18 protein-coding genes and 1 pseudogene are annotated in these 16,353 nt (G+C 54.2%); 17 read left to right on the top strand and 2 right to left on the bottom strand.

The genetic code is table 11. The annotated features are described in order from the left end of the window. Positions 1-384: 384 nt before the first annotated feature. Positions 385-1,347, top strand: coding sequence for an HNH endonuclease (locus FN082_RS29585; RefSeq protein WP_142982874.1), 963 nt, complete (start codon positions 385-387; stop codon positions 1,345-1,347). A gap of 207 nt (positions 1,348-1,554) precedes the next feature. Here the strand turns inward: FN082_RS29585 and FN082_RS29580 are convergent. Together FN082_RS29580 and FN082_RS29575 are read right to left on the bottom strand one after the other, a co-directional pair. Beyond that, positions 1,555-2,046 (bottom strand): annotated as a pseudogene (locus FN082_RS29580) (phage portal protein); the annotation flags it as partial. Further along, the gene (locus tag FN082_RS29575) at positions 2,040-3,767 is read right to left on the bottom strand and encodes a terminase large subunit domain-containing protein (RefSeq protein WP_142982873.1); all 1,728 of its coding nucleotides are present in this window, start codon (positions 3,765-3,767) and stop codon (positions 2,040-2,042) included. The pseudogene FN082_RS29580 and the gene FN082_RS29575, both read right to left, overlap by 7 nt. 156 nt (positions 3,768-3,923) lie before the next feature. On the opposite strand from FN082_RS29575, the gene FN082_RS29570 reads away from it, so the two are divergent. From FN082_RS29570 to FN082_RS29490, 16 genes are all read left to right on the top strand, one after another. Beyond that, entirely contained in the window at positions 3,924-4,763 is an 840-nt protein-coding gene (locus tag FN082_RS29570; RefSeq protein WP_142982872.1) for a GPO family capsid scaffolding protein, read from the top strand. Positions 4,764-4,772: 9 nt separating this feature from the next. Next, on the top strand, positions 4,773-5,807 hold the full coding sequence (locus FN082_RS29565) for a phage major capsid protein, P2 family (protein ID WP_142982871.1): 1,035 nt from the start codon (positions 4,773-4,775) through the stop codon (positions 5,805-5,807). A 49-nt stretch (positions 5,808-5,856) separates the two neighbouring features. Next, positions 5,857-6,714, top strand: a complete 858-nt coding sequence (gpM, locus tag FN082_RS29560) for a phage terminase small subunit (protein WP_142982870.1) — start codon at positions 5,857-5,859, stop codon at positions 6,712-6,714. A 112-nt stretch (positions 6,715-6,826) separates the two neighbouring features. Then, the gene (locus tag FN082_RS29555; protein WP_142982869.1) at positions 6,827-7,342 is read left to right on the top strand and encodes a head completion/stabilization protein; all 516 of its coding nucleotides are present in this window, start codon (positions 6,827-6,829) and stop codon (positions 7,340-7,342) included. After that, positions 7,342-7,542 carry a tail protein X gene (locus tag FN082_RS29550; protein ID WP_004131559.1) on the top strand — a complete coding sequence of 67 codons (201 nt, stop codon included), beginning with the start codon at positions 7,342-7,344 and terminating at the stop codon, positions 7,540-7,542. Before FN082_RS29555 ends, FN082_RS29550 begins: the two co-directional genes overlap by 1 nt. Beyond that, positions 7,533-7,817, top strand: a complete 285-nt coding sequence (locus tag FN082_RS29545) for a hypothetical protein (protein WP_032432781.1) — start codon at positions 7,533-7,535, stop codon at positions 7,815-7,817. Before FN082_RS29550 ends, FN082_RS29545 begins: the two co-directional genes overlap by 10 nt. Continuing rightward, positions 7,814-8,359: a lysozyme gene (locus tag FN082_RS29540; protein WP_142982868.1), complete on the top strand. Its 546-nt coding sequence runs from the start codon at positions 7,814-7,816 to the stop codon at positions 8,357-8,359. Before FN082_RS29545 ends, FN082_RS29540 begins: the two co-directional genes overlap by 4 nt. Before the next feature lie 246 nt (positions 8,360-8,605). Then, positions 8,606-8,881 (top strand): Rz1-like lysis system protein LysC, encoded by a 276-nt coding sequence (gene lysC / locus FN082_RS29530; protein WP_052698708.1) that lies wholly within the window; start codon positions 8,606-8,608, stop codon positions 8,879-8,881. Further along, positions 8,882-9,349: a phage tail protein gene (locus FN082_RS29525; protein ID WP_142982866.1), complete on the top strand. Its 468-nt coding sequence runs from the start codon at positions 8,882-8,884 to the stop codon at positions 9,347-9,349. Then, a complete protein-coding gene (locus FN082_RS29520) occupies positions 9,346-9,981 on the top strand; it encodes a phage virion morphogenesis protein (RefSeq protein ID WP_142982865.1) in 636 nt (211 codons plus the stop codon). Before FN082_RS29525 ends, FN082_RS29520 begins: the two co-directional genes overlap by 4 nt. Next, positions 9,978-10,565 carry a phage baseplate assembly protein V gene (locus tag FN082_RS29515; protein WP_142982864.1) on the top strand — a complete coding sequence of 196 codons (588 nt, stop codon included), beginning with the start codon at positions 9,978-9,980 and terminating at the stop codon, positions 10,563-10,565. Before FN082_RS29520 ends, FN082_RS29515 begins: the two co-directional genes overlap by 4 nt. Further along, on the top strand, positions 10,562-10,912 hold the full coding sequence (locus tag FN082_RS29510) for a GPW/gp25 family protein (protein ID WP_024359484.1): 351 nt from the start codon (positions 10,562-10,564) through the stop codon (positions 10,910-10,912). Before FN082_RS29515 ends, FN082_RS29510 begins: the two co-directional genes overlap by 4 nt. Before the next feature lies 1 nt (position 10,913). After that, positions 10,914-11,837: a baseplate assembly protein gene (locus FN082_RS29505; protein WP_142982863.1), complete on the top strand. Its 924-nt coding sequence runs from the start codon at positions 10,914-10,916 to the stop codon at positions 11,835-11,837. Beyond that, complete coding sequence (locus FN082_RS29500) at positions 11,827-14,856, top strand: phage tail protein I (RefSeq protein WP_142982862.1); 3,030 nt, start codon at positions 11,827-11,829, stop codon at positions 14,854-14,856. Before FN082_RS29505 ends, FN082_RS29500 begins: the two co-directional genes overlap by 11 nt. Then, a complete protein-coding gene (locus tag FN082_RS29495) occupies positions 14,853-15,068 on the top strand; it encodes a hypothetical protein (protein WP_142982861.1) in 216 nt (71 codons plus the stop codon). Before FN082_RS29500 ends, FN082_RS29495 begins: the two co-directional genes overlap by 4 nt. Beyond that, a complete protein-coding gene (locus FN082_RS29490; RefSeq protein ID WP_142982860.1) occupies positions 15,053-16,150 on the top strand; it encodes a phage tail-collar fiber domain-containing protein in 1,098 nt (365 codons plus the stop codon). Before FN082_RS29495 ends, FN082_RS29490 begins: the two co-directional genes overlap by 16 nt. Positions 16,151-16,353 lie beyond the last annotated feature (203 nt).

Raw genomic sequence — 16,353 nt, 5'->3', positions numbered from 1 at the left:
CTTGTTGGTGACACTCTATCACTCATTTGACCCAGATTAAATCATTTTTATCTGTTTATTTAAACAGTGGTTGTTGTTTGTTCACTAAACATGTGACAAGGAAGATCTGCGACAGATATCTTTAGGTGCGGGCGGGAGTATCCCGAAACATGATGCAGTCACGTACTGATCTGATAGTCAAAGTGTGATATTAGGTGGCTATCCGAGTGCCAGCTTCCGAAAGTTTCTACGGTTTTAATATTAATTAACGAAGTGATCAACATGATGAATTATAGTAACCAAGAATTTAAAAGTTAGCATGATTTATAATCTGCATTTTTACTTGCGAAACGATTGATTTTCAATTATATAATGTCAATAAATCAATTAACAAGAGACATATAGATGGTACAGCAGGCATGGTCATTTAAAACTATACGACAGGATGAATTAAGGTATTGGGGAAATGATGGTTACCATGATGACTCCTCCACATTTTATCGCTATGACAGTTTTGTAGCTAATCATAAAAATGTCAAAGCTGGAGATATCGTAATAATCACAAGCAGAGATAAAGTATTGGGTATTTCCATTGTTAAAGCAGTTTCTGAGAAGAATATAAATAAAAAACGTAACAAGTGTATTCATTTAGATTGTAATGCAAAGAAAATACTTCATCGGAAGACAATAAAACCCGAGTGGCGATGTGACAATGGCCATGAATTTATTGAGCCTCGGGTTATATATGAACCTGCTATAGAGTTTGTGGCAAATTATGGTGAAAGCTATAAGGAAATAGAAAATGTTTCTATGGATGAGCTTATGCATCAAACCCCACGCTATAATGGGCAAATGTCAATTCAAGAGGTTAATCTTGCTTGGGCAATGGGAATACTTAATTATCAGTCTAATATGGTAATAAGTATTGAGAGTAGAGCTGCTGATGAAGACACACCAATTTTGTCTGCTGAAGATCAGAGAAAAATAGTTGAGAGACAAATTAAACAGCGCCGAGGACAGCAGAGGTTTCGAAACCAACTTTTAGATTTAAATCCTGTCTGTGCTGTTACTGAGTGCAGCTTGGTTGATATACTTGAAGCAGCTCATATTGAAGCTTATCGAAATGATAGTCATAATCATATTAGTAATGGGTTATTATTGCGTAGTGATATTCATACATTATTTGATTTAAACTTATGCGCTGTAAATCCTGACACTAAATGTATTCACTTCTCGCAAGGCCCTTTGGAACATGGTTATCAACAGTTTGAGGGGGGCTCCATAAACGTAACACATAAAATATCGCTAGAGGCATTGAAGAAAAGATGGGGGGAGTTCAGTAAGTTATTTAATCATGCAGAATGCTGAAACAGTGGAAAGATTGAATAGAGAGAATTGCATATGCATAAACCTGCGCAAATCCGCACAATCTTGTCTTGTACCTCATCTTACAGTGTCACTCATAATTGAAGGCTTTAACGACTTTTGTTCATGCACGAAAAACGACATGATCGTTGCGCGCAGGTGACGGGGGGCAAGCCCCCGCAAACGGGTCTGGGTAGGGAAGGCGGCAGAATACGCATGTTCCTCTTTCCAGCGCCGGATGAACCAGTATTGATCGAGATCTGTGCTCCCACGCCGGGTGTACTTCGCAAGAGAGTGTTTGAAGGGAAGCGGGCCGCCCAGGCGATTACGCGGCAATTCGAGATAGGCATTGCCAAACGTGAACCAGTCCAGCGCAAACGCGGAAAAGGTCTGGCGATTGAGCAGTTTGTGCGGGATAAAACAGCCGGTGAGCACATTACGTTTGAAATACAACGCCGACTCATGCCAGGCGCTCTGACGCGGAGCTTTAGCCAGTCCGTAAAAGTCTACTGGCGTCTCATAGTATCGCCCGTTGTCCATGCAATAGAGATTGTCCAGCAAATCGGCCATATCCCGCACGGGATAAGGGCCGTCAAAGCTGAACGCTGTCAACGCGGGATCGGCCTTCAGTGACTCCACAATGTCAGGGCCGGCGGTGGTGGCTATCGGCTTTTTACCGTATTTCTTTTTCAAAGTTACCATCCCATTGCGAAACCACCGCCGCCACTTTCCTGGCCCAACGGTTCATTAATAATCGAAAGCATGGTTGCCCACGCCATATCACCATGGCTTACGCCGCGCGATCGGTCCGTTTCGTAAGTGATGAAACCGCCGGGCGTAACAACTTTGCGAACAGCGTTGAAGGCTCTGACCAGACCCTGCTCGCTGCGGTCATATTCCCAGCGGCCGGCGCGTATGACCTGCAACATTTTGAGGACAAGGGCGCGCTTGGAAGAGAGGCTCATCTGGTAGCAAATAGCCGCCGGGAACCAGTTTTTAACAATCTGCCAGACCGCCTCCCCGACGCCTTGACCGTCAATGGCGATGTGAGTGACGTTGTAGCGCTCGGCAGCCTCTTTGATGACCGCCGCCTGCTGTTCAAACTCAAGCCCTCGCAGTTGCTTCAATTCAACCGTGCGAAACCGGCCGCCGGCCACAAGGGGAGGGACCGTCACGGACAGAGCACCGGCATCACCATTGCCACTGCCGCCGTTGGCGTCGTAGCCCAGCCACACCTCGCGTTGCCCCATAGGGCGACTGGCGAACGGTTTCCAGTCGGGCCAGTCGTCATACCCGTCAGCGCCGCACCCCAGTAACTGGCTAAGATTGAACGCGCTTTCGCCGCCTTTGACGAACTCGCACATGTACAGGTTTTCAAATTCATCAGGGCTGTTTTCGTCCCGGATTTCATCAATGTCGGTGTAGTCCCAGCCGTTATTGATAGCGTCCTGAATAGTGACGATCTGCCGCCACGTTTTATCCGGGTAAAGCACGCCGCTATGGGTTTTCTTCCATGAAACGTCAAAGTCAACGCGCTGCGCTTTAGGCCGTTTCGCATTCCATCGATCGCCGGTCCAGAACTGATAGGCTTCATGGCTTTCGCTGGATGGCGTGGAGAAGTACGTGCGTGTTAAGCCTTTGAGCGTTGCCATGGCGCCGGCAACTTTGCGCAGGTTGATAAAGTTTCCTGTCCAGAAAAACTCATCAAATCGCAGGTGGCCGGTGTACGACTGCGCCGTCGCCGCCGACGTCCCGAGAAAATGCAGCTCCGCGCCGTTTGACAACGTGATTTGCTCACCGCCTTTAAGTTCGACGTCCACCTCTTCAGCCGCTTTACGGATGAAGTTGCGGAACTGGAGCGCCTGCTTGCGGGACGCCGACAGAAAAATTTGGTTGCGCTGATAGTCGTGCTTAACGTCCGTTCTCAGTGCGCCCAGTAATGCCTCGCGGGCAAAGTACCAGGTTGCCCCGATCTGCCGCGATTTGAGGATCATCCGGTTACGCTGATCTCGTTGTTCATACCAGCCGCGCTGGTGCCATGCGAGAGAGTCGAGAATTTTTAAGCGCAACGCCTCGATCTGCTCCTCGGAGAAGTGATTTTTCTTCTTGCGACGACTGGTTTTTTTTACGCCGGTGATAGTGGAAGCCTGCCCGGTATCTAGCTTTTTCAACTGCCGGGTTAACAGGTCAATCTCTTTGAAATCGCCACTGGTTTTATTGTCTTTCGCGCTCAGCTGGCAGAGACGGGTGTCAATGGATTGCGCCACCCGTTTGATGGGCGTTGTGTCATCCCATGCGTCGCGCTTTTTCCACGAATAAACCGTGTTTGAGTTGATGCCCATGAGTCGCGAAATTTCGGCGGGCGGGTAACCCTGCCAGTAGAGCTGTTTTGCCCTTAATCGAATAAACGCATCCTGAATCATCACTTCCCCCTTTTGAGCAGGGAGATTACCTGCGCGCGATCCCCGCGGCTCGGGCTTTCAGGTCTGGCCGTTCTCCGACAACAAAACCGCGTGGCGCCGGGCTTTCAGGCTCTGCGATGATGCAGCGACTGACATAAATCAACAGGATAAAACGACATGGCCAGCACGACTAAACCCGCCCGCAAAAAGTTTCGCGTTGCGGTTTCCGGCGCCACCGTTGACGGGCGCGAGATCCAGCCGCAGCACCTCCGCGATGCGGCGGCGAGCTACAACCCGGCCGTTTACGGCGCCCGCGTGAACGTGGAGCACTATCTCTCCATGCTTCCTGACAGCAATTTTGGCGCCATGGGGGATGTTGTTGCTTTAAGCGCGGAGGATATCACCGAAGGGCCGCTGGCCGGTCGTACGGCGCTCTATGCCGAGATCGACGCTTCGGCACGAATGAAGCAGCTCACCGATGAAGGAAAAAAAATCTATTCCAGTATTGAGCTGCATCCGCAGTTTGCCCTTAACGGTAAGGCGTATGTGGTCGGCCTGGCGATGACGGACACCCCAGCAAGTCTGGGGACTGAGCGCCTTAAATTCGCCGCCCAGCAGCGCGCGAAGGTGATGGCGTTCAATAACCAGCAGATCGAGGCGCCGTTGTTCTCCGATGCGCTTGAAGCTGAAGTGATCGAACTGGCCGCCCAGCGCAGCGAGGAGGGTGTCAACTGGTTCAACCGCGTGATGGGCATCCTTGGTAAAGGCCAGAAAACCGACGATCAGCGTTTCAGTCAGCTACATCAGGTTGTTGAAGCTGTTGCTCAATCTCAGGCAGACCAGATTGACCGGTTCAGTGCCCTGGAACAGGACCGCCAACAGGATAAAGCCACCATTCAGCAACTGACCAGCGAACTTAACGAGCTGCGCGGTCAGCTTCAGCTCCAGCCCGCAGAAAATTACAGCGCACGACCGGCGGCAACTGGCAACAGCAGCGCGCAGCTTGCAGACTTTTAAGAGGTAACCATGGAAAACCAGACCCGCGAACTATTTGATAATTACATTGTGCGACAGGCGCAGCTGAACGGCGTTTCACCTTCTGCCGTTGCGAACCGCTTTAGCGTTGATCCGACAATCCAGCAAAAACTGGAACAGGCCGCCATGGAGTCGGATGACTTCATGAGGCAGGTTAACCACTTTGGGGTTAAAGAGCAGGAAGGGCAGAAAGTAAAAATCGGCAGTAAAGGGCCGATGGCGAGCACCAATAACAGCTCGGACGGCACCAACCGCCGTAACCCTGCACCGAACCATAACAAAGAACCGCAGAACTACCATTGCCGCAAAACCAACTATGACTATGCGCTTTCGTATGCGGAGCTGGACGCGTGGGCCGGTCACCCTGAATTTCAGTCATTAATCAGTAATGCGATGGCTCGTCAGCTGGGGCTGGATCGCCAGATGATTGGCTTTAATGGCACGCATTACTCTGAAAACTCCGACCGCACGACCTACCCGTTATTGCAGGATTGCGGCGTCGGCTGGCTGCAAAAAATCCGCAATGAAGCGCCGCAGCGCATTATGCCGGGTATCACGCTGACCTCCCGTGATGAGAATAACGCGGTAATTGCGTCAGGCACCTACGGCAATATTGATGCCGCCGTGCTTGATGCGCGTCACAGCCTTATGGATCCCTGGTTCCGCCGCGCTCCCGGCCTGGTGACTGTGCTCTCGTCCGATCTGCTGCTGAAAGTGAACCTGCCAAAAGTGAACGCGCTCAGCCAGACCAATCCGAATACCGAACTGCTGGCCGCGCAGCTCATTGTCAGCCAGGAAAAGATCGGCGGTCTGCCGACGGTCTTTGTCCCGGGTATTCCTGAAGATGTCGTGCTCATCACCAACTTGAAAAATCTCTCTGTGTACTACCAGAAAGGCTCCCTGCGTCGCTCTATCCGGGAAGAGCCGCACTACAACCGCGTGGCGACTTACCAGTCCAGCAATGATGACTATGTCATTGAAGAGTACGGCATGATTGCCATGATCGACGGCGTGACATTCGCCTGATAATCCCCATCACATGGCGGGCAGCAAGCCCGCCCAGGAGAATGAACCCATGCTGACACCGGCACAAAGACACTTTCAGAAGGTCATGGCAGAGAGGCGAGGCTCCAGTGATGAGCGTGACGCGGAGACGCGCACCGCGCATGAGCAGATCCTCTTTCGCCTGCATATGCATAAATCCTCGCTGAGCCAGATCCAGTCCCGCCAGGCGAAGGCCGCTGTAAAGGCCAGCATCCTTCCTGAGTTTCAGGGATGGATTGACGGAACTATCGAGGGCGACAGCGGACGCGCCGATCCGGTTATCACTACGCTGATGGTTTGGGCGGTGGACTGCTCCGACTATGCACTGGCGCTGCGCATCGGGCGCTATGTCGTTAAGCATGGCCTGAGCATGCCGGATGACAACTATCGCCGCCCAGCACCCACGGTGCTGACCGAGGAAATCTGCAATCCCATTCTTAACCTCGCCACCACGGACGCCGGAGCCGATTTGTCAGTCTATATCCCCATGCTGGACGAGCTGGCCGAAATTGTGGCTGACAGTGATATGCCGGATGAGGTCCGCGCGAAGCTGTGCAAGGTGAGGGCGTTTTGCCGTCGCGACACGGAAGACGCGGAAACCAAAGGCGAAGCGCTGAAACTGTTCCGGGAAGCCATGAGCCTGAACCCGGGCGCAGGCGTGAAACGGGAGATCGCCTCTCTGGTCAGCGCGCTGAAGAAGGCGCCGCAGACCAGCACGGCGAGTGGTGATGCGGAAGATGAGCCTTCATCCAGTGATACAGCGGCAACCGAAACACCCGCAGCAGAAAAAACAACACGAACGCGCAAGCAGACGAAAACGGCGGCCGGCACTCAAAAAGCCACCCGCAAAACGGCGGCAAAAAAGACAACGAAAACCGCCACAAAGTAAACGCCTGAGCGTAATGAACTGGCCCCGCGCCACAGGCGGCGCGCCCGGCGATCTGCCCGTAATGCGGTCTTTTTACCGGACGCCCACCGCCTGACCTACCGGAGAAACGACGATGAGTTTTATCGCACAGCGCCCCGTCAGACCTGCTGAAAGTGATGTGACAGACGTGGACGACGGCGGCGCACAGATTGCCATCGGCACTTTCTGGCCGACAGTAAAACTCCACGATCTGCGCCTGGCTGCCCGCATCGCCGGTGACATTACAACATCCCGATTAATGCATATGGCAACGGAGGCCGCGCTGCATGTCGCGGATCAATTGAAGGACTGGCGCAAGCAAAGGGAAGCGGAAGGCGCGGAGTCACTGGTTTCTGTACTGCTGACTTCCGCCGGTGAACCTGTCGAGCAGATTAACGGCGAAAGCGCAAAAGTTTATCGCTTCCGACGCGCGGTCTACTCCTTCACGCGCGCCAGCGTACTGGAAGGTTACAGGGACGTCGGCACCACGCCAAAGGGCGACAAGGATGCGGAGGCCCTGGACAGGCAGATCGACGATCTATGGCGGGACGGGCGCTGGAGTATCGCTGACATTCGGGAAGAAGCCCGTATCTATGCGGAGCTGTTCTGATGAAAGTCAGGGCGTTGCAAAACGACACGGTTGATCAGCTCTGCTGGCGTCATTACGGCAAAACCGCAGGTGTCACGGAGAAGGTGCTCGAAGCCAATCCGGGACTGAGCAACCAGATATTTTTGAATGCCGGGCAGGAGATCGAAATGCCCGTGATAACCAGCGAGGTGGAACGGGTAACCGTCCAGTTATGGGAATGACTCTGGATCGTATTAACGAATATTTTGCGTTTGCAACATCCGCCCTGGTGACCGGCGTGGGCGTGATGACCGTCAGCGAAAAGCTGGCGCTGGCTGGACTTCTTCTGGGGATTGTTTCCGCCGTCCGTCTGGCTATTCACCGCCGCCGCATTGAGCAGGCCAGCCAGCGCCGCAACGATTTGATAGAGCAGATTCTCCGCCAGGCGGAAACCCGCAACCTGTCGGACCGCGAACGGCAACTGCTGGAGCAACTGCACGGGGATAACCCGACATGAAGAACATCATCAAAAAATGTTCGATTGCGGTGATTGTGGCCCTGGGCATTTCACTGGCACCCGGAAGCGTCAGAACGACGAAAGAAGGGCAGCAGAAAATTGCCGGTTGGGAAGACTGCCGCAGCACGCCTTATTACTGCACGGCGGGTGCTCTGACCATTGGTATCGGCTCCACGGGCGGCGTGGAAAACCGCGAATACAGCAACCAGGAAATAGCGCGGCGCTGGATCAACGATCTGCAACGGGCAGAAAACTGCATCAATAACAATTTCCACGGCGCCGACATGCCGCAGCTCACCTTTGAGGCCATGACGGATGCCGCCCTGAATCTGGGCTGCACCGGGCTGATGTGGTTCACCGATAAAAACGGACGCAAGCAGAGAACCACGATCTGGAAGCATGCTCAGGTCAGGCAATGGCCGCAGATGTGCAACAGGCTGACTGATTTTGTCAATGCGGGCGGTAAGCGCTCCCCCGGACTGGTTAACCGGCGCAACGATTTTAAAGCCTGGTGCCTGCTGGGCCTGAGTACGCCGTCATGAGGGCGGGCAGTGTGATTGTGATGCTTGTCCTTCTAGCTGCTGTCTGGTGGCAGACCGACCAGCTGAGCGAGGCCAGGACCCGCAACAAGTTGCTGACCGAAACGGCGACCGGCTACGACCAGGTTATCAAGGAAGTGAAGGCGACCGCCATACAAACCCATAAGTTACTGGCAGAGGTAAAAGTCCGTGAGCAACAGCGTAATGCAGAAGGGGAGCGCCGACGTGAAGCCATGCAGGCCGCGATCAATGGTGACACGTGCGCTGCTGCTCCTGTGCCTGACGTTATCAGCCGCAGCCTGCAAAAACGCACCGCCCGCGACGGTCATTCAGCTGAACCGTGAACCCGTCCCGGAGAGCCTGACCGAAGAGACGCCGCGCCCGGCGCTGGATGAGCCGGTGACCTGGGGCGCGGTGGCAATATTCAGCGACAGGCTGATGGATGCACTTGATGCCTGCAATGCTGACAAAGCGGCGATCCGCCAGTGGGACAGCCTGCGCCAGAACACCCGAAAGGAGCCATAAATGCTGAAGATAAACACACTCCGCGCCGCCATTGAGAAAGCAAACACCTGGTGCCGGGCGAACCCGGAGGCCTGGACGGTGTTTGTTGAAGAGGGTGGCATTGAAACCACCGGTGAAACGCCGTCATTCATGTACCGCTATTCTCTGGTTCTGTTCGTCATGAACTACGCCGGGAGTATTGACGACTTCACGCTGCCGCTGATGGCCTGGCTCTGGTTTAATCAGCCCGATCTGCTGCTGAACCCCGATAAAAACCAGCAGATTAAATTCACCACGCTGATTAACAACGACGACACCGCCGATCTGATGTTTGAGCTGCCGGTGCGTCAGCGGGTACTGGTGCAGCTGGATGAAAACGGCGTGCCGTATGCTGAGCATTTGCCGGAGCCGCGCCCGCGCGTGCTGGTCCCTCACGCCTCTGGCTGGGGACTGGTATTTGAAGGCATGCTTCAGGAGGCCAGAGCGTGAGCGATCGCATGTTCAGCGAGCTGGATCAAATCTTTCAGGACATTCTCGACGGCGTCAGCCCGGCGGGGCGCACCCGTACCGCGCGCAAAATTGGCCTGGCAGTGCGCCGCAGTCAGCAGCGCCGTATCGCGTCACAGAAAAACCCGGACGGCAGCGGCTATGCCGTGCGCCGCCGCAAAGTTTACCGCACCCAGCAGGGGATCAAGTTCTTCTGGAATAACGAGGTGCGGGCGCTGAAAAACTGGCGGGGCGGGCGCGGTAAATATGGCCGGACGATCACGGGATTTGATGAGAAGCGCCGTGATATACGTACCTTCTACCGGGCCGATATCGAGCGGTATCTGGAAATCAAAACGCAATCAGCGACGCAGACGGAGACAAAAAAAGCGCCGATGTTTACCCGCCTGCGCACCCTGCGTTTTATGAAGGTCAGACCGGACGCGGGCGGCGTCACTGTTGGATTTGACGGCATCGCTGCGCGCATTGCTCGTATTCACCAGTACGGCCTCAAAGACGAAGTTGGTCCGGGCGCTTACGCACAGTACCCGGTGCGCGAACTGCTGGGCATGACTCCGGCAGACCTGATCGCTACGGAAAACGCCGCTATCAGCAGTCTGGGCGGCGCGTCATGAATGCCGAGCTGATGCGCCTGCTGGAAAACATTCTGCGCCAGGGTGTGGTGGAGCAAATCAGCGCGGACAAGAAAGCGGTGCGCGTTCGCTCCGGCAGGCTGCTGACCACCTGGATCCGCTGGAATGTCACCCGCGCCGGGGCGTTCAGCATCTGGCTGCCGCCCTCCATAGGGGAGCAGGTCTGGATCGGTTGCCCGGGCGGCAACCCTGAAAACGCGTTTGTGATTGGCTCTGCATACAGCGCAGATAATCCGCCAACGGGCAGCAGCCTGCTGGAAATCATCATCACCGCACCGGATGGCGCTCGCCTGTATTACGACGCAGCCGACGATGCCGGAGCGCTGGCCGTGACCGGCATTAAAACCGCGCATATCCAGGCAGAAACCCGCGTCACGCTGGACGCGCCCGAGGTGGTATGCACAGAAAAACTTAAAGCGCGCACTTTCGAACTGACCCACGGCGGCACGATGGCCGGTGATGTGACTCACAGCAACGGTGCGTTAACGTCCAACGGTGTCCAGGTTGACAGCCACGGTCATGGCAGGGTTCAGACCGGCGGAAGCTGGACGGAGGGCACGCGATGACAGCCAGTTACACCGGGATGAACCCGGAAGGCACCGGCGCGCTGACCGATCACGATCAGCTCTGGCAGTCCGTGACAAAAATCCTGACCACGCCAACCGGCTCCCGTGTGATGCGCCGGGACTTTGGCAGCGCGATCCCTGATTTGCTCGATGCGCCGCAGAACGCCGTCACCCGCATGCAGCTGATGGGCGCCGCCGCCATTGCGCTGGCGCAGTGGGAGCCGCGGATCAGTCTGACCACCGTCAACGTGGTGTTTTCGGAAACAGGCGCAGTGACCGCCGAGCTGAGCGGCACCATCACGGAAACCATGACAGAAACCAGCAACACCATCAGGTTAAGGAGCTAGTGTGCAAACGTCCGTCGATTTATCTCAGATCCCGCAACCTGATATCGTCGAGGTGCCCGATTTTGAAACGGTGCTGACTGATATCCGGGCGCTTATCGTGGCGGCCATGCCTGCGGAACTTCAGGCTTCTGTGTCTGCTGCGCTGTTGCTGGAATCTGAACCGATGGCGGCACTGGCTCAGGCATTCACCTATCGCGAGATCCATCTGCTGCAACGTATCAATGAAGCCGTGCGCGCGGTGCTGCTTTCCAGCGCCCTGGGGGCGGATCTCGATCAGGTCTCGGGTAATTTTGACACTGAACGTCTGCTGATTACTGAAGCCACCGACGAGGCGGACGCCGTATACGAAAGCGACGAAGAGCTGCGCGCCCGCACGCTGCTCTCATGGGCGCGCTTGAGCACGGCGGGCGCCCGTAATGCCTATCACTACTTTGCGCGCGGCGCTGATGCGGATGTGCTCGACGTGCGCGCCTATGGCCCGGAGACGCATGATCAGGAGGGCCGCGTTTTCCTTTACGTGCTGTCACGCACCGGGGATGGATCCGCCTCGCAGGCGCTGCTCGATAAAGTCCTGTCGGCGGTAAACCCGGAAGACGTGCGCCCGATTACGGATTATGTGGCTGATTACGTCCGTTCCGCTGTGATTGTGAATTATCAGGTGGTTGCTGACATTTACGTCCCTTACGGCGTGGACACCGCCACGGTGCTGGAAAAAGCCACCGCAGCACTGAACGAATACACCGCCTCTGTGCATCTCATCAACGCCACCGCTGCGCGGTCGGGCATCGACGGGGCGCTGCATCAGGACGGCGTTGTCACTGTCGATTTGCATTCACCGGCAGCCGACGTCGTGGCGACGATGGGCGAAGCGCCTCATTGCACCTCTGTGAAAATCAATCTTGTGGTGATGGACTATGACCGCTAATTATCCCGCCAGCATTCTGCCACCCAACGCCACCGCCGTGGAGCGGGCCATCGACAGGGCCAGCGCCGCCGCGCTGGAGAGGTTGCCGGTATATCTGATCCGTTGGGTGAAAGATCCTGACAGCTGCCCGCTGGCGCTCCTGCCATGGCTGGCGTGGGAATATCAGGTTGATACCTGGAATATTAACTGGTCAGAGCAAAAAAAACGCGATGCGATCAAGCGCGCCCACTACATCCACCGCCATCGCGGCACGGTCGCCGCCGTCCGTCATGCCCTGGTGGACAGTCCTTTTGGGACGGATATTGTTGAATGGTTCAATCAGAACCCGAAAGGGGATCCGTATACCTTTCGTTTGAACGTTTATCAGAACGATTTGCCGGTGACGGAATACGACCAGCAGGATCTGAAACTGGCGGTGCTGCGCGCCAGGAACCTGCGCAGCTGGTTTTCCGTTCATGTATTTGGCCGACTTCAGGGAACCTCATATGCGGCCGGTTACATGTACGCAACGGAGAAAATCACGCCGCGCTTTGTCCCGTTGCAGGTGGTTTTATCCCGCTACGAGCTGAATCTGGCCCCCGGGGACGCAGAAACGGTCACGGTGACAATTCTCCCCGAATACGCGGAAGATAAAACCTTTACGGTAACCACGTCGGATAAAACAATTGCGACCGCCAGAATAGTCAACGGCGCTATTCTGGTTACGGGCGTAAAGCGGGGCACCTGTTCGGTCACCGTCACGACGACTAATGGCGTCAGCGCGGTGATCAACGTGAAAGTGGTCGCGGTGATGAAGTTCATCACCCGCATCGACAATGCAAGCCGTCCGTTGTTCTACGTGCGCATGGATGAGGATTTCACGATTGATTATGGCGACGGAACAGACAGCCGGGAATACCGTTTTGATGCTGCCAGTGCTGTGTACGGCTGGGTTATTCCGACGCGTGACGTTGTAGAGGGAGAAGAGTACACAATAACGGTTAAGAACACAGAAACCGCCAGTTTCCAGCGCACGTCGGGTAACGTTTCAGTCACGTTGAACCCTGTGCAGGAAATCATTCTCCTGACAGGAGAAAGGGATAATCTTGTTTCTTTCGCGAGTGGCGCAACCGGTCTTAACAAGGTCCATGCAGGGGCTTTTGACGATCTGCCAAATATCCAGAAATGTACCTCTGTTTTCCGGGGCTGCACGTCGCTGACTGAACTACCTGAGGGTTTATTCGCGCGGTTTACTGGTGTCACAGATTTCTCAGCGGCGTTTTATGGCTGCACGGCACTGGCTGCTGTTCCTGATGGGCTGTTCAGCGAATTATCTCAGGTGACGCTATTCACCTCAGTGTTTGAGAACTGCACGCGGCTGCTGAGTGCTGGCAAAAACACATTCCGGAGCTGTGCTGCTGCGACGAATTTCACCAGTGCGTTTTCGGGATGTATATCCCTTATCGATACCGGGACGGGCATTTTTGACGGGTGTGTCAGTGGAAATGGCTTCGGTTATACCTTCGATGGATGCCGCGCGCTGACAACATTGTCACCAGATTTATTCAGCGATGTGCCTGGTGGCGTCTTTACGGCGATTTTCAGGAGTTGCACGGCGCTGACGCAGCTACCGCCGCGCCTGTTCCGCAACTGCCTGAAAGCCACGCATTTCGGCGGGGCATTCAGTGGATGCACACAACTGCTTTCTGTGCCCGATGAGTTCTTTAAGGATTTACCTCTGGCTAACTATTTTGGAACGGTTTTTTCCGGCTGCTCTTCACTGGTAAAAGCGGGAAAAGCCGTGTTTTCTGGCTGTGCACTTGCGCAGACATTTTCCTCCGCTTTTTACTATTGCCGTGTTCTGGAAGAAGTGGGCGATGATATTTTTGAGGGGTGTGTCAGTGCAACTACCTTTGCCAGCGTCTTCCATAGTTGCACAGCATTAAAAGCGCTACCGTCGTTTGTGGACTGCAACAAGGTAACGAGCTTTGACCGGGCTTTTTATGCCTGCTCTTCCCTGACGACCGTCAGAGCAGAGGCCTTTGCAGGTAAATCACTGGTCACGACGTTCTATTATGCATTCACCCAATGTACATCCCTGAAAAGCATCGGGGCCGGGGCATTCCGTGACTGTAGTTCACTGACTAACCTGACCTATACATTTACGGGCTGTACGGCGCTGGTATCGCTGGCCGGGGATATGTTTGCAGGATGCAGCAAAGTGACGAATGTCACCGGCCTGTTTAACCAGTGCTCCAGCCTTGCCGTACTGCCTGAAAAGCTGTTCAGCGATCTGACTGCTCTGACGGCAATGGGGAGCACCTTCCAGGACTGTACCGCGCTGGCCGCGCTGCCGTCCGATCTGTTTGCGGGTTGTGTCAACCTGACTTCCCTGACGCTGACGTTCTCCGGCTGTACTGCGCTGGCGGTATTGCCTGCTGATTTACTGAAATATAACACCCTGCTGATCAGTGCCGGTTCTACGTTCTACGGCTGCGCGGCACTGGTGAACATTCCGCCGTCGCTGTTTGCATCGTGCCCGCTTATCACCGCATTTGGCGCAACGTTCCAGAATACCGGCGTGGTGGAAATACCGGAAAATCTGTTCAGTGGTAACCCGCTGGTGACGGCATACGGCCAGACCTTCAGGGGATGTAAAAACCTGCGCTCAGTGCCTGCCGGTCTTTTTGTCGCCAGTATCAACGCCACGACATTCACTAATGTGTTTGCCGAGTGCGTCGCACTGGAAGAGGTCGGGGCCGGTCTAATGAATAACTTACCGGCCACGACAATCGGCTATCTGTTTGATGGCTGCGTGCAGCTGAGAACCAACGTCAGCACGATATTCAACCTCAGCAGTTATTCGACGATTGTCACCACGACGGCCACATTCAGGGGATGCTCTGCCCTCACAGGTAAGGGCCAGGTATTTATGGACAAAGTGCCAAATGTCACAGCGCATTATTACGCGTTCTACAACTGCACAAGCCTGGACGATTTCACAGATTTACCCGGTAACTGGATAACGAATAAGTTATGAAAACATTCAATCAAATTAAAAGCCTTATCGGATTTTGCCAGACCGATGAGTTTTTCCTGGAATACCTGCAAATGCTCCAGGCTGCGGGAGTTATTCATCCCGTTGAAAGTGATATTGATGCCGACAGCAAAACTGTCAGTGAAGATTTTTATGATCGTCTTGCTAGCGTGTATGGCATTGAAGCAGAGGAAAGACTATGGCAACAGGACTGACACTAACCACGGCAGGCGCCGCCGAAATTGAAGCTGCATATCAGGCGGGAGAAGTCGTGGATATTACCGCCGTGCTGATCGGTGATGGTGGCGGCGTGATTTTACCAAACGATCCCGACGACCTAGCGGCGGTGACGGCGCTTTTTGGTCAGTTTGGCCGTGAAACCTTTGATTCTGATTCAAGCTATGAGGGGTTTATCAGCGGTCAGATTGTTATCAACTGCCGGGATTATCCGGGTAAGACGCTCAGAGAGGCGGGGCTGGTCAGTGCGAAGGGAACGCTCATTGCTTACGGCGCTTATCCGGCGACATACCTCCCGGCGCAATCGGATTCAATCATCAAAGAGATCATTTTGACGCTGGTGCTGACACTGACGCACAGCTCAAGTGTGCAGCTCATTATCGATCCGGCGCTTGCCACTCTCACGCAGGAAACGGGTGATAAACGCTATCTCCGCCGTGCCCTGAACCTGTTAGATTTAGCCGACATTGGCGAGGCGCGGGAAAATCTGGAACTGGGAAACTCAGCCACGCGGGACGTTGGAACAGAGGTGGGAACGGTAGCCGCAGGAAATGACTCGCGCATCACCGGCGCACTTCTGAAAGAAAATAATCTTTCCGATCTGAGCGATACATCCGAAGCCCTCAAGGTGCTGGGACTCAACAGCGACGGAGCAGCCTACAGAGCTATTGTTGACGCCATTTTTTACGTTGGGATCGTTATCTCAGGTGAGCAAAGTCCGGCTGTGCGGTTTCCCTGGCAGACATGGACTGACTTAAGCGAAACCTTTGCGAATAGGGTTGTTAGGATTGGCTCTCATTATGGTGTGACCGGCGGCAGTAATAAGGTCAAAATTGAAGCCAATAATCTCCCGCCGCACTGGCATCGGTCTGGCGACCGATCGCCGGGGGCTACATGGGATCCAAACACGACACACGGCACAGATAACCAGAAAAGCGGTCCGCTAGCCCTCACTGATGGGACTTACACTGATATGAAGGGCTTAACGGAATCCACAAATGAGTCGATTGATGTGACTAACGAATATGTTAGCCTCTGCATGTGGATACGCTCAGCATAACAAAACACGGTCAGTAATGACCGTGTTTGCCGATATCTGCTAGTATCAGACATGTATCCTTACAAACTTAACCTGAAAGTTTTCACATATAGCACACAATAGAAAGTGACATTCTATGTTTTTTAATTGGTATAATAATATAATTCAGCTAATATTATGCTTGTGGTTATCGAGTGATTTTTTAATAATCAATATTATAAAAT

The organism is Klebsiella spallanzanii (assembly GCF_902158555.1).
In the GTDB taxonomy this organism is placed as follows: Bacteria; Pseudomonadota; Gammaproteobacteria; order Enterobacterales; family Enterobacteriaceae; genus Klebsiella; species Klebsiella spallanzanii.
The sequence above is the reverse complement of the archived record's forward strand: the minus strand, read 5'-3'. Positions and strand labels throughout refer to the sequence as shown.

Excerpts from the sequence above, each read along its gene's own strand:
- FN082_RS29585 (WP_142982874.1), top strand. The coding sequence starts at position 385 with ATGGTACAGCAGGCATGGTCATTTAAAACTATACGACAGGATGAATTA.
- FN082_RS29575 (WP_142982873.1), bottom strand. The coding sequence starts at position 3,767 with ATGATTCAGGATGCGTTTATTCGATTAAGGGCAAAACAGCTCTACTGG.
- FN082_RS29570 (WP_142982872.1), top strand. The coding sequence starts at position 3,924 with ATGGCCAGCACGACTAAACCCGCCCGCAAAAAGTTTCGCGTTGCGGTT.
- FN082_RS29565 (WP_142982871.1), top strand. The coding sequence starts at position 4,773 with ATGGAAAACCAGACCCGCGAACTATTTGATAATTACATTGTGCGACAG.
- gpM (WP_142982870.1), top strand. The coding sequence starts at position 5,857 with ATGCTGACACCGGCACAAAGACACTTTCAGAAGGTCATGGCAGAGAGG.
- FN082_RS29555 (WP_142982869.1), top strand. The coding sequence starts at position 6,827 with ATGAGTTTTATCGCACAGCGCCCCGTCAGACCTGCTGAAAGTGATGTG.
- FN082_RS29550 (WP_004131559.1), top strand. The coding sequence starts at position 7,342 with ATGAAAGTCAGGGCGTTGCAAAACGACACGGTTGATCAGCTCTGCTGG.
- FN082_RS29545 (WP_032432781.1), top strand. The coding sequence starts at position 7,533 with ATGGGAATGACTCTGGATCGTATTAACGAATATTTTGCGTTTGCAACA.
- FN082_RS29540 (WP_142982868.1), top strand. The coding sequence starts at position 7,814 with ATGAAGAACATCATCAAAAAATGTTCGATTGCGGTGATTGTGGCCCTG.
- lysC (WP_052698708.1), top strand. The coding sequence starts at position 8,606 with ATGGTGACACGTGCGCTGCTGCTCCTGTGCCTGACGTTATCAGCCGCA.
- FN082_RS29525 (WP_142982866.1), top strand. The coding sequence starts at position 8,882 with ATGCTGAAGATAAACACACTCCGCGCCGCCATTGAGAAAGCAAACACC.
- FN082_RS29515 (WP_142982864.1), top strand. The coding sequence starts at position 9,978 with ATGAATGCCGAGCTGATGCGCCTGCTGGAAAACATTCTGCGCCAGGGT.
- FN082_RS29510 (WP_024359484.1), top strand. The coding sequence starts at position 10,562 with ATGACAGCCAGTTACACCGGGATGAACCCGGAAGGCACCGGCGCGCTG.
- FN082_RS29500 (WP_142982862.1), top strand. The coding sequence starts at position 11,827 with ATGACCGCTAATTATCCCGCCAGCATTCTGCCACCCAACGCCACCGCC.
- FN082_RS29495 (WP_142982861.1), top strand. The coding sequence starts at position 14,853 with ATGAAAACATTCAATCAAATTAAAAGCCTTATCGGATTTTGCCAGACC.
- FN082_RS29490 (WP_142982860.1), top strand. The coding sequence starts at position 15,053 with ATGGCAACAGGACTGACACTAACCACGGCAGGCGCCGCCGAAATTGAA.